Here is a 25,409-nt window from a genome sequence, read left to right on the forward strand (position 1 = left end):
CGCATATGTCGCTTCGCCTCATGTTCGGCACTGCCCGCACGCTTCGGTTGAAAAACAAGCAACGACACAGGCGCGCGGCTTCGTAACGACGCGCCACGGAGACCACAATGAACAGTACCGTCGATCGCGGGCCTACACACGGCCCGAACGGCTTCTTCTCGAAGGAAGCCACCATTGCCAAGCCCGGCTTTTCACGCTGGATGGTGCCGCCTGCCGCGCTCGCGGTTCATTTGTGCATCGGGCAGGCGTATGCCTTTTCGGTGTTCAATGCGCCGCTGACGAAGATCATCGGCATCACGCAGTCCGCGCCGGATGACTGGACGCTCACCACGCTCGGCTGGATCTTCTCGCTGGCCATCGTGTTTCTCGGGTTGTCGGCGGCGTTCGCGGGCAAGTGGCTGGAGAAGGTCGGCCCGCGCCGCACCATGTTCACGGCGGCGTGCTGTTTTGGCGGCGGGTTTCTCGTGTCGGCGGTGGGCGTTTATCTGCATCAGATCGTGCTGCTGTATCTCGGCTATGGCGTGATCGGCGGCATCGGGCTGGGGCTCGGTTATGTGTCGCCGGTTTCGACGCTGATCCGCTGGTTCCCGGACCGCCGCGGCATGGCCACCGGCATGGCGATCATGGGCTTCGGCGGCGGCGCGATGATCGCCGCGCCCGGCTCCGTCGCGCTGATGAACCACTTCAAGAGCGCGACCAGCGCGGGCGTGGCGGAAACGTTCGTCGTGCTCGGCGTGCTCTATTTCATCTCGATGACCATCGGCGCGCTCGCCATCCGCGTGCCGCCCGCCGACTGGAAACCCGCAGGCTGGACGCCCCCGACGACGGCCAGCAAGATGATCACGAAGAACCACGTTCATATCGACGAAGCGCTGAAGACGCCGCAGTTCTATCTGCTGTGGCTCGTGCTGTTTCTCAACGTGACGGCGGGCATCGGCGTGCTCGGGCAGGCTTCGGTGATGATTCAGGAGAGTTTCAAGACGTCGATCACGGCGGGCGCGGCGGCGGGTTTCGTCGGGCTGCTGTCGCTGTTCAACATGGGCGGACGGTTCGTGTGGGCGTCGGCATCGGACTGGATCGGGCGCAAGAACACATACTTCGTGTTTTTCGCGCTTGGCGCGGTGCTGTATTTTCTCGTGCCGCAATTCGCGCAGGCGGGCAATATCGCGTTGTTCGTGCTGGCGTATGGCGTGATTTTGTCGATGTACGGCGGCGGCTTCGCGACCATTCCCGCGTATCTGGCGGATATGTTCGGCACGGCGTTCGTGGGCGGCATTCACGGCCGCTTGCTGACGGCATGGGCGGCGGCGGGCATCGCCGGGCCGGTGCTGGTGAACTACATCCGCGCGTATGAAGTGGCGCATGGTGTCGCCAAGGCGGATGCCTATACCATGACGCTGCACATCATGGCGGCGCTGCTGGTGATCGGGTTCGTCTGCAATCTGCTTATCAAGCGTGTTGACGATAAACATCACATGAGCACGGGGGCGCAGAACGCGCGCTGATCCGCTGACCCGTTCACAGGAGACAGATGACATGAACGAGCGATCCGAAGGTGCATCGTCCAATAAAGGGTTGATGCTGCTGTTCTGGCTTTATGTGCTGATTCCGCTGGCGTGGGGGGTGACGAATACGCTGACGCAGGCGGTTAAGCTGTTTCATTGAGGGTTTTGAGTATTTGAGTAGGCGCGCGCCTGTCGTGCAAGGGGCTGCTGCTGTTTGTGTCTTTATTGCAGTAGCCGCCTCCCCGGCGGGGGGGTAACTTTCTTTGCTGCTGTGTATAGACCGGAGACATGGTTGACAGATGTACGAGGACATCGTTGACAGTTTTATGGTCAGGCTTTTGGGTCCCTCAGGTCAAGTGTCAGTATCCGATGATGGGCAAACCAGAAGTCGAATACCCCGTCTTCACCGGGCTTTGCACGAGCCGCAACCGGCAGCCCATAAAGCGCGTTGGATAGCTTGATGCGTCGTCCTTCGAAGTCCACGCGCCCACCCGATCTGACCTTCATCACCACGTCGTCCGGGCTGTACTCGATCTCCGGCAGGACGGAGGGATACGCGCGCGAGCTTGCCCGATAACGGCTCTCGGGGGTGGCCATGCCGATTGCCTCGTGCGGCCGCTCGCAGTTATAGACGATGCGCCAGCGCTCAAACACCGTCTGCACGCGCTCCAGGTTCTCATAGCATCGCCCGTTCAGGACTTCGGCCTTCAGGGTGCGGTGAAACCGTTCCTCCTTGCCATTGGTCTGCGGGTGATAGGGCCGGCTGTAGCTGATGCCGATGTCCAGCCGGATCAGCCACACCGCCAGTTCAGTAAGTTGCCCCGGACTGCTGGGCGAGCCCCACGGCGCACCATTGTCGGTGTTGATGCGCGCAGGCAAGCCATACCGTGCGAACGCCTCGCACAGCCCCGCCTGCACGGCTGCGGTGTCGGTCGGACCACAGGCACGCAGCAGAATATTGAAGCGCGAATGGTCATCGAGCACGGTCAGCGGACTGCAGCGCTGCTTGTCCAGCGTCTCGAAGTGTCCCTTGAAATCCATCTGCCAGAGCGCGTTGGGCTGCGCGTGCTCAAAGCGCTTCCAGGGCTCGCTCCGCGCCGACTCGGCCGGCAGGATGAGTTGGTGCCGATGCAGGATCGAAGTCACGGTGCTGGGGTGCGGCACCCCTTCAAAGCCCAGATCCTGAAGGCGTCGGCTGATTTTGCGTCCGCCCCAGCACGGATGGGCCAGACGCAGTCGAACCACTTCCTGCTCGATAGCCTCAGAACTCTTCGAAGGACTGCTGGCGGGACGGCGCGAGCGATCGGCCAGCGCCTGTTCGCCCCGCTTGAGCCATTTGTAGCCGGTCTGCCGGCTGATGTTGAAGCGCTCGCACAACTCCGTCATCGTGAGGGTGTGTTGAGTGGCCAAATGAACGAATTCTTGTCGCAGGCTCATCGTGTCTTTTATGTTCCAAGTCATGGTCGGCACCGGGGTTTCAGTACCCGAAAGTGTCAACCATGTCCTCGTACGTTTGTCAGCGATGTCTCCCGTCTATACACTGCTGCAAAGAAAGCACCAAAGAAAGCAGCTTTTTACCCCAGGCACGATGGCTGGATAGTGTTGGTCTGGATTAACCGATGCAGTGGCCGCAATAGGACTTTCCACATATCACGAGCCGCTTAGGCAACCTCGCGATTGCGCGCTCGAATTCTTTAGCGTTAGTGGTCCGCGTTCATTCTTTCGGCCATGCGCTACGCGCGCCGAGAACGTAAGAACGGAATCCCGCAGCCTATTAGCGCCCAGCCACCTCACGCTTCCCCGCAAGATTGCTATTCGGTCCTACCTTGGTAAGTGCTCCGACTTAAGGTGACTGGCGTTGGTGGGTGCGCTTTGCCCGGAAGCGCTTACCAAGGTTGGGCCCAATGGGAGAGGTGCGATGTGGCGTGATGTGGCTGGGCGCTGATACGCTGCGGGATTCCGTTCTTACGCTCTCGGCGCGCGCAGCGCATGGCCGAATGAATGAATGCGGTCCACTAAGACTTTAGGATTGGAGCGCGAAATCGCGAGGTTGCCCATTTGCTTAGGCAAACGAAGGACTTCCTATTGCGGCCACTGTATGGTTAATTCAGGCCACACTTTCCAGCCAGCGGGCATGGGGGTAAAAGCTTTCTTTGGTGACTTTCTTTGCAGCAGCAAAGAAAGTTACCCCCCCGCCGGGGAGGCGGCTACTGCAATAAAAGCCCAATCAACAGAAGCCCCTTCCACGAAAGAACAAAAAAACCCACCTCACCAGCGACAGCAAAAACATCAATGCCCCTGCTCCTTCAACTTACTCAACGTCCGCCGCGCCAGCGTGCTCATAAAGAACGTGCCACCCGACAGCAGCATCGCCAGATAAAGCCCCGTCGCCAACCAATCTGCATCACTCACCGTCATTCTCCTTCGTCAAAATCGCAGCCTGAGCCGCGAGGTTCACTCTTCTGGTCAGAATTACGGCATCAACGCGCAAAGGTTTAACGGTGTGTAAAAACAAAAGGCGCAATGAACGGCGTTACAGACGTTTTACAAGAAGTTGCTCGTTTGCTAAACGAAGAAAAGCGATCGCACGTTCGATGCGTTGTTTGATTGGCAGGAACAGCTTAGGGTATCGTGGCGTTGGCGTGCGCAGCACTAAACGCATCACGCACACATCCCCACAAAGAAAAGCGACTTCGACAAAATGAACGTATCCCGCCGAAACTTCATGATATGCGGCATGAGCGCGGGCGCGACGCTCTGGCTCACGCAAGCCCGTGCCGACGCCCCGCATCTGAAAGTCTCCGATCCGGCAGCGAAAGCCGTTGCCTACACAGAGGACGCATCGAAAGTGGACAAGACGAAAGCCACGAACTACGTCGCCGGTCAGACATGCGGCAACTGCTCGCTGTTTCAGGGCAAGTCCACGGACGCATGGGGCGGCTGCTCGCTGTTCGACGGCAAATCGGTCGCCGGACGCGGCTGGTGCAGTTCCTACACGAACATGTGACCGCGTCTCAACGCAACGAATAACCGACGAAGCGCCAGGTCTTGTCCTGATCGAGAATAAAGGTCACATTCTCGTGAACGGACTGCCCCACCTGGCTGAATTGCGTATCGAACGACACGTTGACGAACGCGCCCGCAGGCATGTTGCCCGTACCGTCGTAGCGCAGGTGCCGCACGCCCATCGGCATGCGCAGGCCCGGCATGCCGAGCGGGGCACGGTCATGCGTCACCTTGCCGATGAAGTCCTGCCGCGTGATGATTTTCTGCGCGATGGGCGAGCCCGTATCCCAGACTTCGCCGGCCTTGTTCTGATCGATCATCTTCACGATCGTGGCCGCGACCTGCGCGATGTCCTGATCCTGCTTGTCCAGCGCCGCCTGTTGATCGCGCGTGAGCCCTTGTTGCGGCGCTTGCTGCTGCGCCTGTTGCGCGCGTTTGTACTCGATGGATTCCTGCGCTTCCGACACCGCGCCGAACGACATCAGCGAGAGCACAGCCAGCCAGATTTTGATGTTGCTTGATTTCATGACGTTTCAACCTTCACTTGCGTGACGCGGATTGTAGCCCGCGCTTTTTTCGAGACGGCAGGCAAGAGAGCGTTTCGGCGGCTGTAATGGCGAACGGGCATGTTCATGCGCCCGGCACGGAGCGGCATGCCCGTCATCCGGTCACGATCAATGTAGTGAATTCAGGTTGACTAAGCAATCGAGAAGCGCTCAATAGCTGAGCACGTTTGAAACAATTGATAAAGCGCGGGCGAAGATTTTATTTTTCGTTTGATTCGAGGCTGCCATTGGCAATCCAACCCGCGCTTTTGCTGACCGAAATCAGGACTCAGGACTCGCGCGAGAGAAACCGCTCGACCAATTTCACCCAATACGTGGCGCCGAGCGGCAGCACATCATCATTGAAATCGTAGCTGCTGTTATGCAGCATGCACGGCCCGATGCCATGCCCATGATCGCGATGCCCACCCGTGCCATTGCCGATATACGCATAGCAGCCAGGCTTCTCCATCAGCATGTAGGAGAAGTCTTCCGCGCCCATGGTCGGGTCGATATTGCGGGTCACGCGCGCCTCACCGACGATATCGCGCATCACGTCCAGCGCGAAGTGCGTTTCCGCCTCGGTGTTGACGGTCGGCGGATAGTTGCGCACGAAATCCACTTCGGCCTTGCAGCGATACGCCGCCGCCGTCGCCATGACGATCTCCTTCATGCGCGTTTCGATCAGGTCGAGCACCTCGACGGAGAACGTGCGCACCGTGCCGCCGAGCGTCGCGGTGGTCGGAATGGCGTTGACGGCATGACCCGCGCGCATTTGCGTGATGGAGAGCACGGCAGCATCGATCGGACGCTTGTTGCGCGTCACGATGCTCTGCAAGCCGAGTCCGATCTGCAACGCCGTGAACACGGGATCGACGCCATCGTGCGGAATGGCCGCATGCGCGCCCACGCCTTCGATGCGAATCTCGAACTCGTTGCTCGATGCCTGCGTCGCGCCCACGCGCGCGCCGAATTCGCCCGCCGCCATGCCCGGCCAGTTGTGCAGCGCGAACACGGCATCGACGGGAAAACGCTCGAACAGATCGTCTTCGATCATGGCTTTCGCGCCGCCGCCGCCTTCTTCGGCGGGCTGGAAGATGAAGACCACGGTGCCATCGAAATCGCGGTGCTTCGACAGATATTGCGCCGCGCCGAGCAACATGGCGGTATGGCCATCGTGGCCGCACGCGTGCATCTTGCCTTCGTGCTGCGAGGCATGCGCGAAGGTGTTTTGTTCGGGGATCGGCAAGGCATCCATGTCGGCGCGCAGGCCGATGGCGCGCTTGCCCGCACCTTTGCGCAACACGCCGACCACGCCCGTCTTGCCAAGCCCGCGCGTTACTTCGATATCCCAGCTTTCGAGCGCTTTCGCGACGACATCCGCCGTGCGCGCTTCTTCGTAACAGAGTTCGGGGTGCGCATGAATATCGCGGCGGATGGCCTTGATGGCTTCGTGCGATTCGGCGATTTCAGGAATGACGGACATGGCGTAGACCCTTGAGGATGACGAAATCTAAAGCTTAAAAATACCTTTCACGAATGATCGGGTGCGTACCGATACCGGTATCGATACGCAAATTCTATATTTTCTTATTTCAGCCAGGCGTAATCTCTTTCGAACTTCATGCCCGGAGCGTCCACGATGAGCACCGCACTACCCGCCTCACACGCGGCAGAACACAACGCCGCGCTCACCATGTCAGGCCGGCGAGCCATCGTCGTGTCGACCATCGGCAACGCGCTCGAATGGTTCGACTTCATGGTGTATGGCTTCTTCGCTGTCGTCATCGCCAAACTGTATTTTCCGGCTACCAGTCCCACGGTTTCCCTGCTTGCCACGTGGGCCACGTTCGGCGTCGGCTTCATGACGCGTCCGCTCGGCGGCATCGTGCTGGGCGCGGTGGCGGACCGCGTCGGGCGCAAGTCGGCACTCACGTTGACTATCTCGTTGATGGCGGTGGGCATCGCGATCATCGCGTTTGCGCCGACGTATGCGTCCATCGGCATCGCCGCGCCTTTGCTGATGCTGCTCGGGCGGCTCATTCAAGGCTTCTCCGCAGGCGGCGAAGTGGGCTGCGCGACGGCGTTTCTCGTCGAATATGCACCGGCCAACCGGCGCGGTTACTTCGGCAGTTTCCAGATGGTCGCGCAGGCCGCGGCGAGCCTGCTCGGTTCTTTTTTCGGCGCGGTGCTCACGCGCACGCTGAGTCCCGAGCATTTGAATAGCTGGGGCTGGCGCATTCCGTTTGTGATCGGCCTGATGATCGTGCCGGTCGGTTTGTATCTGCGTTCGAAACTGGACGAATCGCCCGTGTTCGTCGAGAAAGCGCAGAAGAACGAGCTTTCTTCCAGCCCGATCCGCGATACTGCCACCAAGCACTGGATGCCCGTGCTCGCGGGCTTCGGGCTGACGGTGTTCGGGACCATCGGCACATACATTTTCCTGCTGTATCTGCCGACGCATGCGACGCGCGTGCTGCACATGGCGCTGACCGATGGCCTCGTCAGTTCGAGCATCGGCGCACTGGTGTATCTCTTCTGCTGCCCGATCTTTGGCAAGCTGTCGGACCGCATCGGCCGCAAAAAGCTGATGACGACCGCGCTGCTGCTCGCGCTCGTGACCGCCTATCCGATCTTTTCCGTGCTGACGGCGCATCCGGTGCTGCCGGTGCTGATCGTCTGTCAGGCCTTGCTGATGACTTACCTCGGCATCTTCCAGGGCTGCTATCCGGCGTTCATTTCGGAGTTGCTGCCATCGAGCGTGCGTTCGACGGGCATTTCCGTGAGCTACAACGTCGCGGTGATGATCTTCGGCGGCTTCGCGCCCGCCATCGTGAGTTGGCTGACCATGACGACCGGCGACGCGCTTTCGATCTGCTATTACGTGATGTTCGGCTGCGCGGTGGCGCTCATCACCATCCTTCCGCTGCGGGACCGGTATAGTGAAGCCCTTCGCTGATGCTTTGGAACACGAGGCATCGTTCGTGTAACGGAAGGAAAGGGTGGGCGCGGTTCGCTTAAGTTTGTTTTAAGGGACGGCCCTTAGTCTGAAGCCTGACCGACCCACCCCTCCTTCCGGCCGCGCAAGCGGCCATTTTTTTTGGAGCGACGTCTTGCAGATCATTGTGCGGCTGGTTTTTGTGCTGGTGGCGGTGGTGGCGTTCGCGGCGGTGGGGGTGACGTTGTTGTCGGTTCTTGTGCGGGTTTGAATGGGTATTGAGCCGCGTCTCTTTGCAACGGGTCACGGCGTAAGCAAATCAAGGCACCAATCACCCTCCCCGCCCACCCGCGTAAAATAGTCGCTCCATCCGTGAGCGCCATCGACCCGGAACTCTCGGCATCAAACCCGTTCTACAGCGTTCCGACACATCGTGAAAGCAAAGTTCAATCAACCGCTTAACGACAAAGAGATCGACCGTCTCGACGAATTTCTGGCGTCGCTCGGTCCCGCGGCGATGAATCTCGAGATCATCGACGGCTTCTTCACCGCGCTCCTGTGCGGTCCCGAGCTCATCAAACCCACCGAATGGGTACCCGAGATCTGGGGCGGCAAGATCTCTATTGAAAGCGAGCAGGAAGCGGTGGAGCTCCTCGATCTGCTGTTCAGGCATTGGAACGTGGTGGCGGACGAAATGACACGCGCGGTGGTCGATCCGGACGCGCGTCAGCTTCTTCTGGCGGAAGACGACCACGGCAAAGCACACGGCAACGACTGGGCGCATGGCTTCATATGCGGTGTGCTGCTGCGGGAAGACGACTGGACGCCGCTGTTCGAAACCGAAGAACGCAGGGTCTGGATGGAACCCATTCTCATGCTGCACCACGAGGACGACCCGGACCCGAAGCTCCGGACGTATCCCATCCCCGACAAAGAGCGCGACATACTGTTCAACGTGGTGACCATGGCCGTGGCGCAGATATACGCGTATTTCGAGCCCTTTCGCCGGGCACGCGACGAGCAGGCCATGCAAGCGCAGATGCGCCGGGAGGAGCCCAAGATCGGGCGCAACGACCCATGCCCGTGCGGCAGCGGGAAGAAGTACAAGCAATGCTGCGGGGCGAAGCCGACCATGCATTGAGCCCGGACCCCCGTGCGGGGCAAAAGCCGGCTCAGCCTTCCTCGAAGCGCGGCCCAACGCGCTACCATATCGCCCAGCCACCCCAAACCCCTGTGCCTCAAGCACACTCAGCCGGAGTGCCCAATGAACGACATGACCCAACAACACGGCCTCAAGGTCGCCCCGAGCCTCGTCCAGTTCGTCGATGAAGAAGCCATTCCCGGCACGGGCATCGACAGCGCGGCTTTCTGGAAGGGATTCGACGCGCTGGTGCATGACCTCGCCCCGAAAAACCGCGCGTTGCTGGCCGAGCGCGATCGTCTGCAGACGGAACTGGACAACTGGCATCGCAGCAATCCGGGGCCTGTGAAGGACGTGCGCGCGTATCGCAAGTTTCTGGAAGAGATCGGCTATATCGTGCCGGTGCCCGCGCAAGTGCGCGCGACGACCGCTAACGTGGATCGCGAAATCGCCGAGCAGGCGGGGCCGCAGCTCGTCGTGCCACTCTCGAACCTGCGCTATGCGCTGAACGCCGCGAACGCGCGCTGGGGCAGCCTGTACGACGCGCTCTACGGCACGGACGCCATCGACGAAACCGACGGCGCGGAGCGCACCGCGCAGTTCAATCCGAAGCGCGGCGCGAAGGTGATCGCGTATGCGCGCGCCTTCCTTGATGACAACGCGCCGCTCGCGCACGGCTCGCATGCGGATGCCACGAAGTACAGCGTCGAACAGGGCGCGCTCGTCGTCACGCTGAAGGACGGCAAGAGCGGTCTTGCCAATCCCGAGCAATTCGCGGGCTATCAGGGCGATGCGAAGGAACCGCACGCCATCCTGCTCAAGCACAACGATCTGCACTTCGAAATCCAGATCGATGCGAACAGTCCCATCGGCAAGACGGATGCGGCGCACGTCAAGGACGTGTTGATGGAAGCGGCGGTGAGCACGATCATCGACTGTGAAGATTCGGTGGCTGCCGTGGATGCCGCCGACAAGACACAGCTTTACCGCAACTGGCTCGGGCTGATGCAGGGCAATCTCGCCGAACAGGTTACGAAGAACGGCAAGAGCTTCACGCGCAGCATGAACGCGGACCGCGAATACACCTCGCCGGACGGCTCTAAAACGCTGAAGCTGCACGGCCGTTCGCTGCTGTTCATCCGCAATGTCGGGCATCTGATGACGAATCCCGCCGTGCTCGACCGCGACGGCCGCGAGATTCCCGAAGGCATCCTCGATGCGGTGATGACCACGCTCGGCGCGCTGCACGATCTGAAGAACAAGAAGAACTCGCGCACGGGTTCGGTGTACATCGTGAAGCCGAAGATGCACGGGCCGGCCGAAGTGGCGTTCTCGGACGAACTGTTCTCGCGCGTGGAAGATTTGTTCGGGCTGCCGCGTCATACCATCAAGATGGGCATCATGGACGAGGAACGCCGCACGAGCGTGAACCTCAAGGCATGTATCGCGGCGGCGGCGGCGCGGGTTGCGTTCATCAACACGGGCTTTCTGGATCGCACCGGCGACGAAATGCATTCGTCGATGGAAGCCGGCCCGATGATGCGCAAGGGCGACATGAAATCTTCCGCGTGGATTCAGGCGTACGAGCGCAGCAACGTGCTGGTCGGCCTGAACACGGGTCTGCGCGGACGTGCGCAGATCGGCAAGGGCATGTGGGCCATGCCCGACCTCATGCACGCGATGCTGGAGCAGAAGGTAGCGCATCCGAAAGCGGGTGCGAATACCGCTTGGGTGCCCTCACCGACCGCGGCCACGCTGCACGCGCTGCACTATCACAAGGTCAATGTGCTTCAGGTTCAGGAGGAACTGGAAGATACGGACTACGATTCGCAGAAGAATCAGTTGCTCGACGGTCTGCTGACCATTCCCGTCGTCGATCAGCCGAAGTGGTCCGCCGAGGAGATCAAGAACGAGATCGAGAACAACGCGCAGGGCATTCTCGGATACGTGGTGCGCTGGGTTGATCAGGGCGTCGGCTGCTCGAAGGTGCCGGATATTCACGATGTCGGCCTGATGGAAGACCGCGCCACGCTGCGCATTTCGAGCCAGCATCTGGCGAACTGGCTGCGGCATGGCATCGTCACGGAAGAACAGGTGAAGCAGACGCTCGAACGCATGGCCGGCGTGGTCGACAAGCAGAACGAATCCGATCCGGTCTATACGCCGATGTCGCCTTCGTTCGACAGTTCGTTCGCGTTCAAGGCCGCGTGTGCGCTGGTGTTCGAAGGCCGCACGCAGCCGAGTGGTTATACGGAACCGTTATTGCACAAGTTCCGGTTGGCGGTGAAGGAATCGGCGTAATCAACGTCTAAAACGTGCAAACGCAGCCACGCGCTGCGTTTGCACGCGTTTCATTGCTCCGACCAGAGCTTCCCCGCCGTCGCCCAGTTCTCCCGCTTTACATCCGTCAGGATGATATCCACCGAGCCCGGTTCGCAGCCGAGCGTCTCGCACGTCGTGCGCGTGATCGCCTCGACGAACTTGCGCTTTTCTTCCACCGTGCGGCCTTCGAACAGTTGAATGTTGAATGTCGGCATGGTCCTTTCTCCTTGTGATGTAAAGATTCAGTCGCGCCACGAAGGATCGATGCGATCGAGCCTGCGCAGCAGCGCGGGCCATTCGAGCGCGCCTTCGATGGCGTCATCGTCGTGCAGTTGCGCGGCGGTGCGGGCGGTGACATCGGGCGTCGGCACGATCATCTTGCTCACGCCCGCCAGTGCGCGAAGCTGAATATCGCACGCCTTCACGAGCATATCCATCAGCACATAAGCCTCGGCGATGGTTCGTCCGAGCGTCAGCGGTCCGTGATTGCGCAGAAGCATTGCGCGATGCGCGCCCAGACTCGCGACGAGCCGTTGCCCTTCGGCGGGCGAGAACGCGAGGCCCTCGTAATCGTGATACGCGAGATGACCGTGAAAACGCATCGCGTGCTGCGAGGCGGGCAAGAGACCGTGCGGCTGCGCGGATACCGCGATCGCTTCGATCACATGCAGATGCATCACGCACAGGGCATCGTCGCGGGCGGCGTGGACGGCGGCATGCAGCGCGAAGCCGGTCGCGTTCACGGGATGCGTGCGCTCGCCGATCACGTTGCCATCGATATCGATCTTCACGAGATTGCTGGCCGTGACTTCATCGAACGACAGCCCGAACGGGTTGATGAGAAAGCGCCCCGGCTCGCCCGGCACGCTCGCGGAAATATGCGTGTAGACGACATCGTCCCAGCCGTTGAGCGCGACCAGACGATACGCCGCCGCGAGATCGGCGCGCGTGGCGAGTTCGGCATCCGAGCGCGGCCCGCTTTCCGCGATCCTGCGCTCAGGCGTGTGGGTGAACGACATGGGTGTCTCCTTGTCTCGACAGTCGGGCAAGCGCAATGGTAGTCCACGAAGCGAGCACGAAAGGCGCGGTCAGCGCGCGCACGCCCAGACAATCGATCACGTATTCGAACATCACCGCGATGACCACGGCTGCAATCGCAAAGCGCCTGCCGAGCGGTGCGGCAGCGAGCGCCGCCAGCGCCGCGTTGAAGCCGCACGCGCCGGAGAGCACGACGACATCGCTCGCGCCCGCGAGTGCGTGCAGCGCCGCGCCGAGCGCACTGCCCGCCAGCGCCCATCCCGCACGCGATGGCAACGCGGCGAACAATCCCAGCGCGATCAACCCGCCCGCCAGCGCGCCGGTCGCGAAGGGAATCGGCGCGAGACCGGCGAACGCGGCTTCGATCAGCGCGCGCCAGTCGGCGGAAACGGGGGGAATCGTGCCGGTATCGCCCCGGCTGGAAAAGAACGGCAGCCAGCACCATGTGACGATGATCGCCGGAGCGGAGAAGACCGGCAACGCGTGACGCGAGAGCCAGTGCGCGAGCCTGCCCGCGAGCACGGTCGCACCGATGGCCGCGACGATCGCAACCGCCGCCGCCTGCGAATCGTCGCCGATGAAAGCGAACGCCGCCAGCGATGCGAGCGCGCCATTGAAGCCGTACAAGTCGTCGCGAAACGCGGGCGATTCGTCGTCCTGAGTCAGGGCGGTGATGACATTGCCGGTGAGCGTGCCGATCAGCAGTCCGCAGGCAAGCCGAGGACTCGCGCACAGCACGGCGAGCAGCAGAAACACGCCCGTCGCGGCATTGCGCTGCAGGACGATCTGCCCGATGGCGCGAGCGAAACTGCGGATCTGTTCGCCCGGATGAGCGTGGGAATGAAAAGCGGTGGACATGCGCGGCGGCTCGGCTGAAGGAGCCGCCAGCATAGTGCAACAGGCGCGCGCCGGGAGATGGCGGGCCGAATAACGGTTATCGCAGGATCAAACCCGAGTCGATCAGTTGAACGCCATCGGAACCAGCGGCGTGCCTTCGCCGTTCGGGTTCGCGTAGCTCAAATCCGAACTCATCTTCACGATTTCGGTGACGTTCTCGCGAAAATTGGGGTGCTTTTCCCACGTGATGTAGCTGGCATCGACCACGGCGGACATTGTCAGCAGAGAAAAAGCAATCTTTTCAAGTACTTCGTAGCGGCGGCGCATGATTCGTTCCTCAGTCAAGGCGCCATTGTAACATTGTGTGCGGGTTTTCCCTAGGTATTTGGTGCAACGCCGCAAATCGTGTTGCAGCCACGCCAAACGCCGCGCCGCCCGCTAACCTTACGATTCGTAGTCGAGATATTCCTGCACCTCGAAATCGATCAACGCACTGGCATTTTCCATCCCCGCTGCCTCGCTGAATTCCAGAATCTTCAGGATGATGAAATTAAGTTTGGGACGGCTGGGCATGGCGCGTCCCGCTTCGCAGCATCCGCGGCGAAACCGGCACATGACCTTGTGGAACAGGTCGAAGATATGTTCGTCGGAAGACCAGACGGTCGGGCCGAGGCCCAGGCGCTTCGCCTCGGCGCGGAAGAAAAGCGCTCTCCCGTGCGTCACACGTGCCATGCGCACGCGTCGAAGCGCCGATACCCCGTGCGGGTCGGGACCGATCCCGATAACGCTTCCCATGATGAAGCCCACGTATCCAATCAGCGGCGGCTTGATCCTCACGTACCTTGCAACGCGTAAGGATGGTGCCGCCTCGTTTAAAGACTGATTCAGGATAGTTCGTCGTGCGACCAGATCAAGCGTGGCCGCACGGCTTGCGTGCGCTTCCCAATGCAGAGGATTGAACTTCGCAGTCCGATAAGCACGCCTGCGAAACAATCATGGGATTCAGAGCGATGCTTCGAGCATCGTTTCGTAGTCCTCGGTCGATGCATCGCGCGGATTCGTCTTATGGCTGTGATCCTTGAGCGCGTTCGTGATGATGCGCGGGAACATCTCGCGCGTGACGCCCAGTTCCGCGAGACCGCGCGGCAAGCCGAGCTTCGCGGTCATGGCGCGCACTGCTTCGCCGACTTCATCGCCGCGCGAAAGGCCCATTGCCTGCGCCATGCGGTCGAGCTTGCCTTCGTCGCGCATCGACGGGGCGCTGCTGTTGAACGCGATGACCGCAGGCAGGAAGATGGCGTTGAGCGTGCCGTGATGCAGCTTCGGATTGATGCCGCCCAGCGAATGCGAAAGACTGTGCACGCAGCCTAGGCCCTTTTGAAACGCGAGCGCGCCTTGCATCGATGCGCTCATCATGTTCCAGCGCGCGTCACGGTCGGAACCGTCGCGGGTCGCGCGTTCGATATGCCGCCACGCGCGCCACAATCCGTCGAGCGCGATGCCATCGGCGGGTGCGTTGAACACCGGCGCCATGAACGTTTCGAGGCAATGCGCGATGGCGTCCATGCCGGTCGCGGCGGTGAGCATGGGCGGGAGGCCGAGCGTGAGTTCGGGGTCGCAGATGGCGAGCTTCGGCACCACGTACGGCGAGATCACGCCGACCTTGCGGCCATCGTCGAGAATGAGGATCGCGCCGCGCCCGACTTCGCTGCCGGTGCCCGCGGTCGTCGGAATGGCGATCACCGGCGCGGTCTTCGCCGTGATGCGCGCCAGCCCGCCCTCGATCACCGCGAAGCTCACCAGCGGCCCTTCGTGCGTCGCGCACACGGCCACGCCTTTCGCCAGATCGATCGACGAACCGCCGCCTGCCGCGATCACGCCATCGCAATTGTGTTCGAGGTACATGGCGACGGCGGCGCGCACGGCGGCTTCGTTCGGGTTCGGCGGCGTTGCATCGAACACGGGCGTCTGTGCGCCTGCCGCGCCGAGTGCATCGGTCACACGGTCGAGCAATCCGGCCGCGCGGATGCCTGCATCCGTCACGATCAACGGACGATGTATGCCCAGACGCTCGCATTCGCTTGCAAGCAGACGCAGCGCGCCGAAGTCGAATTGAATCTGCGTGATGTAGTTGATGAGGGACATGGATGGCTGAAGGTTCAGGCGGGACGAGGGAACCCAAGTATAAGCGGCTGCTTCATTCCTCACTCACGCCGAGCGGCGAAAGATACGGCGGCAAAGCCGGCTGCGTGAGCCTTCTGACGATTTCGAAGCGCAGCATCCAGCGCGTGTCGGCCTCGCCGATATGCGCCTGCAAGGTCTGCGCGGCGCGTTCGGGCTTGCCCGCGAGAATGAAATCGACGATCTGCAAATGCTCGGTGAAGGCATCGCTGATGAGCTGATCGGGAATCTGAAGATAAGGATCGCTGAGATAGCGCGTCGGCACGAAAAGCACTTGCGTGCGCGCCAGCGCGAACACGATCTCCTTGTTCGGGCAATGCGCGAGCAGATCGATATGAAGATCGGTTTCGGCGATGTCCATCTCCGCGCCGCCGCGATGGCTCGCGTTGATCGTATCGATCAACCGTTCGCGCACGCCTTCGAGAAACGCACGCGGCGCGCGCGGTGCGGCCTGCATCAGCGCGGCGGGTTCGAGCAAGCGCCGTATCTCGAACAAATGGCCGATGCGTTCGCGCGTCACCTGCTCCGCGATCCAGTGCCCATTGCGATCCTTCGACAACGCGCCGACGCTGTGCATGCGCGCCATGACGCCGCGCGCCACCGTACGGCTCACATCGAAGTATTGCGCAAGCGCTTCTTCCGTGATGCGCACCGAACCGAACAGCACACGCGTGCACAACTCGCGTTCGAGTTCGGCATACATGCGCTGCCATTGCGGCTCGCTCGTGATCTCGACGCGATCCAGCACGGCGGCCTTGCCCGCGCGTGCACCGTCGATCGCGCCCGCCACGCGATACCCGCGCCCTTCGCTCTCGACGATGATCTTGTCCGCGCACAACGCCGCCAACGCGATCCGCGCAGGCGAGCGGCTGATGCAAAACGACTTGGCGACCTGCGCTTCGAGCAGCTTTTCGCCGGGCGCGATGCGGCCGTCCTCGATCATCTCGCGCAACAGCCGATACGCGCGGTGCTGGATTGAGCCGCCCGCTTCAGTCGGAGCAGAACGGGTGATATCGTCGATAGGCGCGTTCATGGCAGTGCTTCGAAGTGTGTGCATTCACGCGCGCAGGAACGTGGCGATCTCCGCGTTCAACTGCTGCGCAGCATCGGCATCGGCGTCGGACGCCATCATGTGTCCGCTCGCGGACGGCACGCGCAGCAAACGCGCATCGCGAATGCATTGGGCGGCCCGCACGCCTTCCTCTACCGGATTGTAAAGGTCCATGTCCGGCACCGCGATCAGCGTGCGCGCTTCGATGCTCGAGAGCGCGCGTTCCGTGTCGCCGTTGAAGCCGGGCGAGGTGCCGACATCGTGGGCATCGTAGGCATGTGACTGACTGATCCAGTCTTGCGGATCGAGCCTTTGCGTCTGGAACCACGCGGCGCGCTTGTCGAACCATGCGTCGGTGCCGCCCGCAAGTGACACGTCCTGCGCGAAACGTTCGGGCGTGCGCATCGCGATGACTTGCATCACGGCGAGCCATCCGTTCCAGTCACTTTTCGATTCCGATGCAGCGAGCGCCGCCCGTCCCGCACGATTGATCGCCTGCGACCACGGCGTGGTTTTCGCCATCGGCACGAGCGCGATCAGGCGACGCATGAAGCGCGGATACAGCACGCCCCACTGCAACGCCTGCATGCCGCCCATCGATGCGCCCGCAACCGTATCCACACCATCGATGCCAAGTTGATCGAGCAGCGCCTTCTGGCTGCGCACCATGTCGCGAATCGTGAAGCGCGGGAAGCGCTCGCCCGCCTGCGTTGCGGAATTGGAAGGCGAACTGGACAAACCGTTGCCGAGCGCATCGACGACGATGATCGTCACGCGCGAAGGATCGAACGCACGTCCCGCGCCGATCAGGAAATCGAGCCGGTGATGCGTGCTGCCGATCGCGCACAGACCGAGCACGACGGGCCGCGAACGGTCGTCGATATCGCCGTGGACGACATACGACAGCGTGCAATCCTCGATATGCTCGCCCGATTCGAGCACGAAACGCCCGAGCGATGCGCTAGAGTGCGGCGCATCGATCCAGCCAGGCTGCATGTCGGGATGGCGCGTGTTCAAAATTCGATCACCGCACGCACGTCCGCACCGGCCGCGAGCCGCTGCATGCCTTCGTTCACGCGATCGAGCGTGATGCGCGAAGTGACGTATTCATCGAGCTTGAGCGTGCCGTCGAGATACGCGTTTGCCAGCATCGGAAAATCGCGTTCGGGCCGCGCGCCGCCATAACTCGACCGGACGATGCGCTTCTCGCCCATCAACGCGCCCCAGCGGAACGACGCGTCTTCGTCGGCAGGCAATTTCCCGAGCCAGACAAGCTGACCGCCGGGCCGCGTGAGTTCCACGCTGCTCCGAAGCGAATGCCGGTTTCCCGCCGATTCGATCACGACATCCGCGCCGCGCTGCTGCGTGATTTCGTTGAGCGACGCGATCAACTTATCGTCCGCGATGAACGCATGCGTCGCGCCGACGGCGCGCGCCATCGCGAGCTTGTCCGGCGCGCGATCCACCGCGACGATCTGCGCCGCGCCCGCGTGCTTCGCGCCTTGAATGGCGGACAAGCCGACCGCGCCGCAACCGATCACCGCAACCGTGCTGCCCGCTTCGACTTCCGCGATGTTCGTCGCCGCGCCGAAGCCCGTCATCACGCCGCAGCCGATGAGGCACGCGCGGTCGAACGGCATCGCGTGAGGCACGGGGACCGCGCAGTCTTCGGACACCACGCAGCATTCCGCGAAGCTGCCCATGTAAGCAAGCTGATGCACGGGCGTGCCGTCATCGAGAAACAAACGCGGTTTGCCATCGAAATGAAACGCCTGCGGCGTGCGTTCGCGATACGGCTGACACAGAATCGGCTTTTGCCGCGCGCAGTAAAAGCATTCGCCACAATGCGGATTCCACGACATCACCACATGATCGCCGAGCTTCACTTTCGTCACCGCGCTGCCGATCCATTCGACGACGCCCGCCGCCTCGTGACCCGGCACGAACGGCAGCGGCGTGCGCAGATCGCCGCGCATGGCTTCGAGGTCCGTATGACACAGGCTCGCGGCCTTCACGCGCACGATCACATCGGTATCGGCGAGATTGCCCACCGAGACACGCGCGATGCGCAACGGCTCGCCGGTGCGCTCCATCAACGCGGCTTGAAAAGCGAGCTTCATCGACGGCCTTCGGAGCTTTGCGCCGCGCCCTTGTACAGAATATTCAGATTGCGCTCGCCGATCTTCTGATGCAGCGCGACAAACGCGGGATCGAGGTCTTCGGTCGGACGCGGTTCGTGCTCGAAAGTGTTGAACGTATCGACGCCGCGCACGAGCGTGGCGCTGTCGTCGCCTTCGAGTTGACGCACATAGGTCGGGATATAGCGGATCGCATAACCGATGCGCCGGTTCGGCGATTCGTTCGGCGGCGAACCATGCACGATCCGAACGTGATGCAGCGACATCTCGCCCGGCGAAAGCTCGATCGACACGGCGCGCGATTCGTCCACGTCCACCGCAACTTCCTGACCGCGCGTGAGCAGGTTGTGTTCGTTGAAGGTATCGCGATGCGGAATCTGATCCATCAGATGCGTGCCGGGGACAACCTGCATCGCACCGTTCGCGCGATTGCTTTCCGACAACGCCACCCATGCGGTGACCACATCCGGCTGCGACAAGCCCCAGTACGTCGAATCCTGATGCCACGAGACAAACGCCGGATCGTGACCGTTCTTGATGAAGAAGCTGCTCGCCCAGACCAGCAGATTGCCGCCGTACAGATCGTCCACGGCATCGACTACTTTGTCGCTGCGCACGAGTTCGTTGAGCCACGAGAACAGCAAATGGCTCTTGACGTGCAGCGCTTTCTTCTTGAGCGGGCTGCTCGAATGCTCGAAATCTTCCAGACGCTTGCGCAGTTCCAGCGCGCTTTCCTCCGACATGACGCGGATCGGCGCGACATAGCCGAACTTGCGGAAATGCTCGATTTGATCGGGTGTCAACGACTTCAGCATGTTCGAGTCTCCTTAATTTGAAATTCGTCAGGCCGCCTGAATATGGACGGGCGCGGCATCGTCGGGACGCGTGAAACCGCCTGCGCGCAGCACGCGGCCATCGATTGCGCGCACGTCCGTGTTGCCGGCGAGCGCCATCGTCATGTCCAGTTCATCGCGGATGATTTCGAGGCAGCGCGTGACGCCCGCCTCGCCTTCCGCGCCCAGACCGTAAAGAAACGCGCGGCCCACGTAGACTGCATGCGCGCCGCACGCGAGCGCCTTCAGCACATCCTGTCCCGAACGGATGCCGCCGTCCATGTGCAATTCGATCTCGCCATGCACGGCTTGCGCGATGCGCGGCATCATCGAAATGGTGGATGGCGCGCCGTCGAGTTGCCGTCCGCCGTGATTCGACACGACGATGGCATCCGCGCCGACATCGCGCGCGACACGGGCATCGTCTTCATCGAGAATGCCTTTGAGGATGAGCTTGCCGCCCCAGCGTTCGCGTATCCAGTCGATATCGTTCCACGTGAGCGTCGGGTCGAACTGCTTCGCGGCCCAGTCCGCCATCGACGCGATGCCGGTCACGCCCGGCGCATGTCCCACGATATTGCCGAAGCTGCGGCGCGGCGTGCGCAACATGCCCGCGCACCAACGCGGATAACGCATGAGATGCGCGAGATTGCGCGGCGTCAGACGCGGCGGCGCGGACAAACCGTTGCGGCGATCCTTGTGACGCTGCCCCTGCATTTGCAGATCGAGCGTGAGCACGAGCGCCGAACAATGTGCCCGTCGCGCCCGCGCGATCAAGTCCGCGATAAAGCCGCGATCCTTCATCATGTAAAGCTGAAACCAGAACGGCGCGCGCGTGTGTTCGGCGACATCTTCGATGGAACAAATGCTGACGGTCGAAAGCGTGAACGGCACGCCGAAGCGCTGCGCCGCGCGTGCCGCGAGTATTTCGCCATCGGCGTGCTGCATGCCGGCGATGCCTGTGGGCGCGAGCGCAACCGGCATCGACACGGGCTGGCCGATCATCGTCGTGGCGAGGTTGCGCGTGCTGAAATCCACCGCCACGCGCTGGCGGAATTGCAATTGCGCGAAGTCGTCGGTATTGGCGCGATAGGTCGATTCGCTCCACGAACCGGCATCGACGTATTCATAGAACATGCGCGGAACACGCTTTTGCGCGACGGCGCGCAGTTCCTCGATGGTCGCGTAGTGCCGCATGGTCATCACGCCATTTCGGGTTGAAGGGCGAGGCTCGCTTTCGGCGCGCGCACGAACACCGCGACGAAGATCGCGCCCAGCGCCGCGATGATGCCCGTCAGCACAAACGCGCTCGTGAAGTTGCCCGACCACTTGACGAGAAAGCCCGTCAGCGCAGGCGCCACGATCCCCGCCAGATTCGCGATGAAATGCACGAAGCCGCCGACCGCGCCGACGCGGCGCTTCTCCACCGTATCGAGCACGATGGCGAAGTACGTATTGAACGACGCATACATGAAGAACACGGCAATGGCCATCAACGCAACCGCGCTCGTCAGTTCGGTGACCGCGCCCGTCACGCCGATGCACACCGCGCCCGCGCCGAGACTCGTGATGAGCACGAGCTTGCGTGAGTAAATCGGGCGGCCGGTTTTCTTCACCAGCCAGTCACACACGATGCCGCCCGCGATCAGACCGGTGACGCCAACGGCCCACGGAATCACGCTGACCACCGCCATTTTTTGGATGCTCAGGTGATGCGCCATCGTCAGATACGACGGAAACCACGAGAGGAAGAAGTACAGGATGTACGCGTAGCCGAAGAACGCGAACGCGGTGGCAAGAATCGCGGGGCGCAGGAGATAGCTGGAAAGCGGCGCGGGCGCGTTGCGCTCGTCGAGCATGGAAACATCCTGCGCGCGCAGTTCGGGCGCTTCCTCGATGGGCTTCGACGGCTTGTCCTTCGCGAGCATCAGCCATGCGGCGACCCACAGCACGCCCACCGCGCCGATGATGACGAACGACGTGCGCCAACTCGTCGCCAATGCGAGAAAGCCGACGATCGGCCCGGCAATCGCCGCGCCCACCGACTGGCCTGAATTCGCGAGCCCGAGCGCGCTCGCCTGCTGCTGTCGCGGATACCAGTTCGACACCAGCTTGTTGATGCTCGCGCAGAACGGCCCCTCGCCCATGCCGAAGATCACGCGCACGACCAAGAGACTCGCGATGCCGACCGTCGCCGCCGTCATGCCGCAGAACAGCGACCAGACGAGCATCGACACGGTAAGCACGGCTTTCGGGCCCCATCGATCCGATGCATAGCCGCCGACGAAGCAAAACAGCGCGTACCCCACGAAGAAGCTCGAAAACACGATGCCCAGTTGCGCGGGATCGAGATGCAGTTCCTTCGAGATGAGCGGCGCGGTGATCGACAACGCCGCCCGGTCGAGATAACTGATCGCCCCGCCGACGAACAGCAAGCTGACGAGGGTCCAGCGCGTGCGTGTCTCCATCGTTTTCTCCTGGATGGCTGATCCGGGTGGATTCGTTTTGAACAAAATGTTCAATGAATCCAATGTACGTTTAGCGTAGGGGACGCAGGCGAGGCGTGTCAACAAAGTCTTGAGCGGGGTTTACCTGTAAGCGCGGTCTTCAGAAGCGGCAAGACACGCCGTTATCAAGCCATTCGACCGCGCACTGCTCTTACTTCATCGATGAAACTCAGCCAGAAGATTCCCCTCGCCTTCGCCGCCGCCCTCCTGCTGATGTTCGCGGGCGCGCTCTACGGCATATTCGCGCTCAATCGTTCGATCGATACCTACGGCACCACGGTGCAGAACAACGTCGCGAACGAACGCGCCGTCTCCGCGATGCTCGTCGCGTTCAAGCTCCAGGTGCAGGAATGGAAGGACACGCTGCTGCGCGGCAAGGACCCGGCCAAGCTCGATAAATACTGGAACGCGTTCCAGACGCGCGAACAAACCGTCGATACGCTCGCCGCCGATCTCAAAGCGAAGCTGCCCGAAGGCGAAAGCCGCACGTTGATCGAGCAATTCGCGACGGCGCATGCCGCGATGGGCACAGGCTACCGGCGCGGTTTCGATGCCTTCAAGGCGGCGAACTTCGAAGCATCGGCGGGCGATCAGGCGGTCGCGGGTGCGGACCGTGAGCCAGCCGCGTTGCTGGAGAAGGCTGCGAAGACCATCGCGGACGAAAGCGCGCGGGTGTCCGCGCAGGCGGCGGAGGACGCGCATCGGGCGACCGTGCTGAGTCTCACGCTCATGCTCGGCGTGCTCGCGCTCGCCATGTTGGGCGGTTATCTGTTCAGCCGCACGGTGTCACGTCCGCTCGGACACGCGCTCGGTTGCGCGCAAGCGGTCGCGACCGGCGACCTGTCTCTCGATTTCGATGCCAGCGGCAAGGACGAAATCGCGCAACTCCTGCGCGCGCTGAAGGACATGCAGACGAGTCTTTCGGGCGTGGTCGGGCAAGTGCGTCGTCATGCCGAGGACATCGCGACGGCGAGCGCGGAAATCGCGACGGGCAATATCGATCTGTCGGCGCGCACGGAGCAACAGGCGGCATCGCTCGAAGAAACGGCGGCGAGCATGGAGCAGATCACCGCGACCGTGCGGCAGAACGCCGATCACGCTTCCGATGCCTCGACGCTCGCCGAACGTGCCTCGCACACCGCCTCGCGCGGCGGCGAAATGATGCAACAGGTCGTGCAGACCATGCACGGCATCGCCGATAGTTCGGGCAAGGTCGGCGACATCATCTCGGTGATCGACGGCATCGCGTTTCAGACGAACATTCTCGCCTTGAACGCCGCCGTGGAAGCCGCGCGCGCCGGTGAGCAAGGACGCGGCTTCGCCGTGGTCGCCGCCGAGGTACGCACGCTCGCGCAGCGCAGCGCCAACGCGGCGAAGGAGATCAAGGACCTCATCGAGCAATCGGCGGGACGTGTGGATGCCGGGTCGGTGCTCGTCGGCGATGCAGGCAAGATCATCGGCGAGATCGTGGGATCGGTCGGGCGCGTGACGGATATCGTGGGCGCGATTGCATCGGCGTCGCGCGAGCAGAGCACGGGCATCGAACAAGTCAACGTCGCGGTCACGCAGATGGATGAGGTCACGCAGCAGAACGCGGCGCTTGTGGAACAGGCGACGGCGGCGGCGCAATCGCTCGCGGAACAGGCGGCATCGCTCAGGAATGCGGTGGCGGTGTTCAGGTTGAGGGACGAAGCGTTCGCGTGATCCGCTATTTTGCCGAGCCGGTTTTGCCTTGCAAACCGGCGGCGGTGGCGAGGATCGACAGTTAGTCGCGTTATGAGGCGCTCAAGTCGATGCCGCTTCGCGCCGTTATCCGATATGACGTCTCTAACCGGAACCGGAGCGCCGCCTTCATCGGAATATGAATCGACAAACCGAGGTTTTCACCCTGCCGCGCGGACGCGGCGCGACATGGCTTCTGCACGCCGGCGACGATATCCCGCGCGCGATCCGCGTCGCGCTCGTCGGCAGTCTGTTCGGCACGCTGCCGATCTTTGCGGGCGGCGTGCTGAACACGGTGATGGTCGCGCTCGTGCTGACGTGGCGGCATCCCACGTTCGCGTTTCATGTGTGGGTGGCGCTGGAAATCGCGGTATGCATGACGCGGCTGGTCGTGCTGGTGATCGCGCGCCGCCGCGCGTTGCAGCGCAAATCCACGCTGACGGACACTTACGTTTTGCTCGCGCCGCTGTGGGGTGCGACGGTCGGCTATGGCGCGCTGGTGAGCGTGCTGTCGGGCGACTGGATCGCGGCGACGCTTTCGTTTTTGTCGGCGGCGGCGATGGTCGGTGGCATCTGCTTCCGCAATTTCGGCGCGCCGCGTCTGGTCGCGGTGATGATCTTCCTTTCGCTCGGGCCGTGCTGTCTGGGCGCGCTGCTCGCGGGCGAGCCGACCTTGTGGCTCACGCTGCTGCAAATTCCCTTCTATCTCTTTGCGATGAGCGCTGCGGCGTGGCGTCTGAACGGCATGCTCGTCTCGACGATGAAAGCCGAACAGGAAAACGATCGCCGTGCGCGTCATGACGAACTGACGGGGCTTCTGAATCGCGCGGGTTTGTTTGCCGCCGTGAGATCGCGTGAGCCTAACGCGCCGCATGCTTATCTTGGGACCGCGCTGCTGTATCTCGATCTCGACGGGTTCAAGTCCATCAACGATGCGCACGGTCATGAAGTCGGTGACACGCTTTTGGCGCTGGTCGCGCGACGCCTGCGCGCGATGTCGGGTGATGGCTCGCTGGTCGCGCGGCTTGGTGGCGACGAGTTTGTCATCGTCACGCCGCCGCATACGGATTCTTTCGCGCTGGCCGATGCGCTTGTCGGCGAGCTTGCGCGGCCGTTCAGCTTGGATGATGGCGTGGCGTTGAGTATTGGCGTGAGCGTGGGTATCGCGATATTCGACACGCATCATAATGAGCTCGATGGGGTGTTGCGTGATGCGGACAATGCGCTTTATGAGGCGAAGCGGGCGGGGAAGAGGAGGTGGATCGCTGCGCGGCGGATGGGGAATGTTCAGGTTGCGGTTTAGGTTTGTTTGCTTTTGTTGGGTTTGTTGTTCTTTCGTGCAAGGGGCTTCTCTTGTTTGTGTTGTTTATTCAGTAGCCGCCTCCCCGGCGGGGGGGTAACTTTCTTTGCTGCTGCAAAGAAAGTCACCAAAGAAAGCAGCTTTTACCCCCATGCACGATGGCTGGAAAGTGTTGGTCTGGATTAACGATGCAGTGGCCGCAATAGGATGTCCTTCGTTTGCCTAAGCATATGGGCAACCTGGCGATTACGCGCTCGAATCTTCTTGGTTCTGTGGACCGCGTTCATTCTTTCGGCCATGCGCTGCGCGCGCCGAGAACATAAGAACGGAATCCCGCAGCGTATG

At 62.0% G+C, this 25,409-nt stretch carries 24 protein-coding genes; 8 read left to right on the top strand and 16 right to left on the bottom strand.

Features of this window, described 5'->3' with window-relative positions; genetic code table 11:
• The first annotated feature begins 107 nt into the window (after positions 1 to 107).
• Together ACZCWR_RS30680 and ACZCWR_RS30685 are read left to right on the top strand one after the other, a co-directional pair.
• Positions 108 to 1,505, top strand: a complete 1,398-nt coding sequence (locus ACZCWR_RS30680; RefSeq protein ID WP_487305428.1) for an L-lactate MFS transporter — start codon at positions 108 to 110, stop codon at positions 1,503 to 1,505.
• Between the two features lie 31 nt (positions 1,506 to 1,536).
• Positions 1,537 to 1,665, top strand: coding sequence for an MFS transporter small subunit (locus ACZCWR_RS30685; RefSeq protein ID WP_487305429.1), 129 nt, complete (start codon positions 1,537 to 1,539; stop codon positions 1,663 to 1,665).
• Between the two features lie 170 nt (positions 1,666 to 1,835).
• On the opposite strand, the gene ACZCWR_RS30690 is transcribed toward ACZCWR_RS30685, so the two are convergent.
• The gene (locus tag ACZCWR_RS30690) at positions 1,836 to 2,966 is read right to left on the bottom strand and encodes an IS481 family transposase (protein WP_487301204.1); all 1,131 of its coding nucleotides are present in this window, start codon (positions 2,964 to 2,966) and stop codon (positions 1,836 to 1,838) included.
• Between the two features lie 828 nt (positions 2,967 to 3,794).
• Positions 3,795 to 3,917, bottom strand: coding sequence for a hypothetical protein (locus tag ACZCWR_RS30695; protein WP_487305430.1), 123 nt, complete (start codon positions 3,915 to 3,917; stop codon positions 3,795 to 3,797).
• Between the two features lie 289 nt (positions 3,918 to 4,206).
• Here ACZCWR_RS30695 and ACZCWR_RS30700 point away from each other — a divergent pair, with 289 nt between their 5' ends.
• Positions 4,207 to 4,512 (top strand): high-potential iron-sulfur protein, encoded by a 306-nt coding sequence (locus ACZCWR_RS30700; protein WP_487305431.1) that lies wholly within the window; start codon positions 4,207 to 4,209, stop codon positions 4,510 to 4,512.
• A 7-nt stretch (positions 4,513 to 4,519) separates the two neighbouring features.
• On the opposite strand, the gene ACZCWR_RS30705 is transcribed toward ACZCWR_RS30700, so the two are convergent.
• Together ACZCWR_RS30705 and ACZCWR_RS30710 are read right to left on the bottom strand one after the other, a co-directional pair.
• On the bottom strand, positions 4,520 to 5,038 hold the full coding sequence (locus ACZCWR_RS30705) for a DUF4019 domain-containing protein (RefSeq protein WP_487305432.1): 519 nt from the start codon (positions 5,036 to 5,038) through the stop codon (positions 4,520 to 4,522).
• A 307-nt stretch (positions 5,039 to 5,345) separates the two neighbouring features.
• Entirely contained in the window at positions 5,346 to 6,542 is a 1,197-nt protein-coding gene (locus ACZCWR_RS30710; protein WP_487305433.1) for a M20 aminoacylase family protein, read from the bottom strand.
• Positions 6,543 to 6,698: 156 nt separating this feature from the next.
• On the opposite strand from ACZCWR_RS30710, the gene ACZCWR_RS30715 reads away from it, so the two are divergent.
• The 3 genes from ACZCWR_RS30715 to ACZCWR_RS30725 all read left to right on the top strand — a co-directional run bounded on the left by ACZCWR_RS30715 (position 6,699) and on the right by ACZCWR_RS30725 (position 11,436).
• The gene (locus tag ACZCWR_RS30715) at positions 6,699 to 8,015 is read left to right on the top strand and encodes an MFS transporter (RefSeq protein ID WP_487305434.1); all 1,317 of its coding nucleotides are present in this window, start codon (positions 6,699 to 6,701) and stop codon (positions 8,013 to 8,015) included.
• A 412-nt stretch (positions 8,016 to 8,427) separates the two neighbouring features.
• Positions 8,428 to 9,135, top strand: coding sequence for a UPF0149 family protein (locus ACZCWR_RS30720; RefSeq protein WP_487305435.1), 708 nt, complete (start codon positions 8,428 to 8,430; stop codon positions 9,133 to 9,135).
• A gap of 123 nt (positions 9,136 to 9,258) precedes the next feature.
• On the top strand, positions 9,259 to 11,436 hold the full coding sequence (locus tag ACZCWR_RS30725; RefSeq protein ID WP_487305436.1) for a malate synthase G: 2,178 nt from the start codon (positions 9,259 to 9,261) through the stop codon (positions 11,434 to 11,436).
• A gap of 50 nt (positions 11,437 to 11,486) precedes the next feature.
• Here ACZCWR_RS30725 and ACZCWR_RS30730 read toward each other — a convergent pair whose 3' ends face one another.
• The 12 genes from ACZCWR_RS30730 to ACZCWR_RS30785 all read right to left on the bottom strand — a co-directional run bounded on the left by ACZCWR_RS30730 (position 11,487) and on the right by ACZCWR_RS30785 (position 22,003).
• Entirely contained in the window at positions 11,487 to 11,672 is a 186-nt protein-coding gene (locus ACZCWR_RS30730) for a 4-oxalocrotonate tautomerase (RefSeq protein WP_008347661.1), read from the bottom strand.
• Positions 11,673 to 11,699: 27 nt separating this feature from the next.
• A complete protein-coding gene (locus tag ACZCWR_RS30735) occupies positions 11,700 to 12,476 on the bottom strand; it encodes a class II aldolase/adducin family protein (RefSeq protein WP_487305437.1) in 777 nt (258 codons plus the stop codon).
• On the bottom strand, positions 12,454 to 13,353 hold the full coding sequence (locus tag ACZCWR_RS30740; RefSeq protein ID WP_487305438.1) for an urea transporter: 900 nt from the start codon (positions 13,351 to 13,353) through the stop codon (positions 12,454 to 12,456). Before ACZCWR_RS30740 ends, ACZCWR_RS30735 begins: the two co-directional genes overlap by 23 nt.
• 102 nt (positions 13,354 to 13,455) lie before the next feature.
• The gene (locus ACZCWR_RS30745; protein WP_487305439.1) at positions 13,456 to 13,659 is read right to left on the bottom strand and encodes a hypothetical protein; all 204 of its coding nucleotides are present in this window, start codon (positions 13,657 to 13,659) and stop codon (positions 13,456 to 13,458) included.
• A 117-nt stretch (positions 13,660 to 13,776) separates the two neighbouring features.
• Positions 13,777 to 14,169, bottom strand: a complete 393-nt coding sequence (locus tag ACZCWR_RS30750) for a hypothetical protein (protein WP_487305440.1) — start codon at positions 14,167 to 14,169, stop codon at positions 13,777 to 13,779.
• 165 nt (positions 14,170 to 14,334) lie between these two features.
• On the bottom strand, positions 14,335 to 15,477 hold the full coding sequence (locus ACZCWR_RS30755; RefSeq protein ID WP_487305441.1) for an iron-containing alcohol dehydrogenase: 1,143 nt from the start codon (positions 15,475 to 15,477) through the stop codon (positions 14,335 to 14,337).
• Between the two features lie 52 nt (positions 15,478 to 15,529).
• Positions 15,530 to 16,546, bottom strand: coding sequence for a GntR family transcriptional regulator (locus ACZCWR_RS30760; RefSeq protein ID WP_487305442.1), 1,017 nt, complete (start codon positions 16,544 to 16,546; stop codon positions 15,530 to 15,532).
• Positions 16,547 to 16,570: 24 nt separating this feature from the next.
• A complete protein-coding gene (locus ACZCWR_RS30765) occupies positions 16,571 to 17,560 on the bottom strand; it encodes an alpha/beta fold hydrolase (protein ID WP_487305443.1) in 990 nt (329 codons plus the stop codon).
• A 17-nt stretch (positions 17,561 to 17,577) separates the two neighbouring features.
• Complete coding sequence (locus tag ACZCWR_RS30770; protein ID WP_487305444.1) at positions 17,578 to 18,684, bottom strand: zinc-binding dehydrogenase; 1,107 nt, start codon at positions 18,682 to 18,684, stop codon at positions 17,578 to 17,580.
• Positions 18,681 to 19,517, bottom strand: a complete 837-nt coding sequence (locus ACZCWR_RS30775; RefSeq protein ID WP_487305445.1) for a phytanoyl-CoA dioxygenase family protein — start codon at positions 19,515 to 19,517, stop codon at positions 18,681 to 18,683. Before ACZCWR_RS30775 ends, ACZCWR_RS30770 begins: the two co-directional genes overlap by 4 nt.
• Positions 19,518 to 19,544: 27 nt before the next feature.
• Positions 19,545 to 20,732: an alpha-hydroxy acid oxidase gene (locus tag ACZCWR_RS30780; protein WP_487305446.1), complete on the bottom strand. Its 1,188-nt coding sequence runs from the start codon at positions 20,730 to 20,732 to the stop codon at positions 19,545 to 19,547.
• A gap of 5 nt (positions 20,733 to 20,737) precedes the next feature.
• A complete protein-coding gene (locus ACZCWR_RS30785) occupies positions 20,738 to 22,003 on the bottom strand; it encodes an MFS transporter (protein WP_487305447.1) in 1,266 nt (421 codons plus the stop codon).
• A gap of 201 nt (positions 22,004 to 22,204) precedes the next feature.
• Here ACZCWR_RS30785 and ACZCWR_RS30790 point away from each other — a divergent pair, with 201 nt between their 5' ends.
• Both ACZCWR_RS30790 and ACZCWR_RS30795 read left to right on the top strand, forming a co-directional pair.
• A complete protein-coding gene (locus tag ACZCWR_RS30790; protein WP_487305448.1) occupies positions 22,205 to 23,746 on the top strand; it encodes a methyl-accepting chemotaxis protein in 1,542 nt (513 codons plus the stop codon).
• Positions 23,747 to 23,903: 157 nt separating this feature from the next.
• Positions 23,904 to 25,067 carry a diguanylate cyclase domain-containing protein gene (locus ACZCWR_RS30795; protein WP_487305449.1) on the top strand — a complete coding sequence of 388 codons (1,164 nt, stop codon included), beginning with the start codon at positions 23,904 to 23,906 and terminating at the stop codon, positions 25,065 to 25,067.
• The last annotated feature ends 342 nt before the right edge of the window (positions 25,068 to 25,409 follow it).

The organism is Caballeronia sp. A2-2, assembly GCF_057612605.2.

Coding starts and splice junctions, on each gene's coding strand:
- ACZCWR_RS30705 (WP_487305432.1), bottom strand. CDS start 5,038: ATGAAATCAAGCAACATCAAAATCTGGCTGGCTGTGCTCTCGCTGATG.
- ACZCWR_RS30690 (WP_487301204.1), bottom strand. CDS start 2,966: ATGACTTGGAACATAAAAGACACGATGAGCCTGCGACAAGAATTCGTT.
- ACZCWR_RS30795 (WP_487305449.1), top strand. CDS start 23,904: ATGAATCGACAAACCGAGGTTTTCACCCTGCCGCGCGGACGCGGCGCG.
- ACZCWR_RS30760 (WP_487305442.1), bottom strand. CDS start 16,546: ATGAACGCGCCTATCGACGATATCACCCGTTCTGCTCCGACTGAAGCG.
- ACZCWR_RS30765 (WP_487305443.1), bottom strand. CDS start 17,560: ATGCAGCCTGGCTGGATCGATGCGCCGCACTCTAGCGCATCGCTCGGG.
- ACZCWR_RS30775 (WP_487305445.1), bottom strand. CDS start 19,517: ATGCTGAAGTCGTTGACACCCGATCAAATCGAGCATTTCCGCAAGTTC.
- ACZCWR_RS30730 (WP_008347661.1), bottom strand. CDS start 11,672: ATGCCGACATTCAACATTCAACTGTTCGAAGGCCGCACGGTGGAAGAA.
- ACZCWR_RS30710 (WP_487305433.1), bottom strand. CDS start 6,542: ATGTCCGTCATTCCTGAAATCGCCGAATCGCACGAAGCCATCAAGGCC.
- ACZCWR_RS30680 (WP_487305428.1), top strand. CDS start 108: ATGAACAGTACCGTCGATCGCGGGCCTACACACGGCCCGAACGGCTTC.
- ACZCWR_RS30700 (WP_487305431.1), top strand. CDS start 4,207: ATGAACGTATCCCGCCGAAACTTCATGATATGCGGCATGAGCGCGGGC.
- ACZCWR_RS30740 (WP_487305438.1), bottom strand. CDS start 13,353: ATGTCCACCGCTTTTCATTCCCACGCTCATCCGGGCGAACAGATCCGC.
- ACZCWR_RS30790 (WP_487305448.1), top strand. CDS start 22,205: ATGAAACTCAGCCAGAAGATTCCCCTCGCCTTCGCCGCCGCCCTCCTG.
- ACZCWR_RS30715 (WP_487305434.1), top strand. CDS start 6,699: ATGAGCACCGCACTACCCGCCTCACACGCGGCAGAACACAACGCCGCG.
- ACZCWR_RS30725 (WP_487305436.1), top strand. CDS start 9,259: ATGAACGACATGACCCAACAACACGGCCTCAAGGTCGCCCCGAGCCTC.
- ACZCWR_RS30745 (WP_487305439.1), bottom strand. CDS start 13,659: ATGCGCCGCCGCTACGAAGTACTTGAAAAGATTGCTTTTTCTCTGCTG.
- ACZCWR_RS30735 (WP_487305437.1), bottom strand. CDS start 12,476: ATGTCGTTCACCCACACGCCTGAGCGCAGGATCGCGGAAAGCGGGCCG.
- ACZCWR_RS30755 (WP_487305441.1), bottom strand. CDS start 15,477: ATGTCCCTCATCAACTACATCACGCAGATTCAATTCGACTTCGGCGCG.
- ACZCWR_RS30785 (WP_487305447.1), bottom strand. CDS start 22,003: ATGGAGACACGCACGCGCTGGACCCTCGTCAGCTTGCTGTTCGTCGGC.
- ACZCWR_RS30780 (WP_487305446.1), bottom strand. CDS start 20,732: ATGCGGCACTACGCGACCATCGAGGAACTGCGCGCCGTCGCGCAAAAG.
- ACZCWR_RS30685 (WP_487305429.1), top strand. CDS start 1,537: ATGAACGAGCGATCCGAAGGTGCATCGTCCAATAAAGGGTTGATGCTG.
- ACZCWR_RS30770 (WP_487305444.1), bottom strand. CDS start 18,684: ATGAAGCTCGCTTTTCAAGCCGCGTTGATGGAGCGCACCGGCGAGCCG.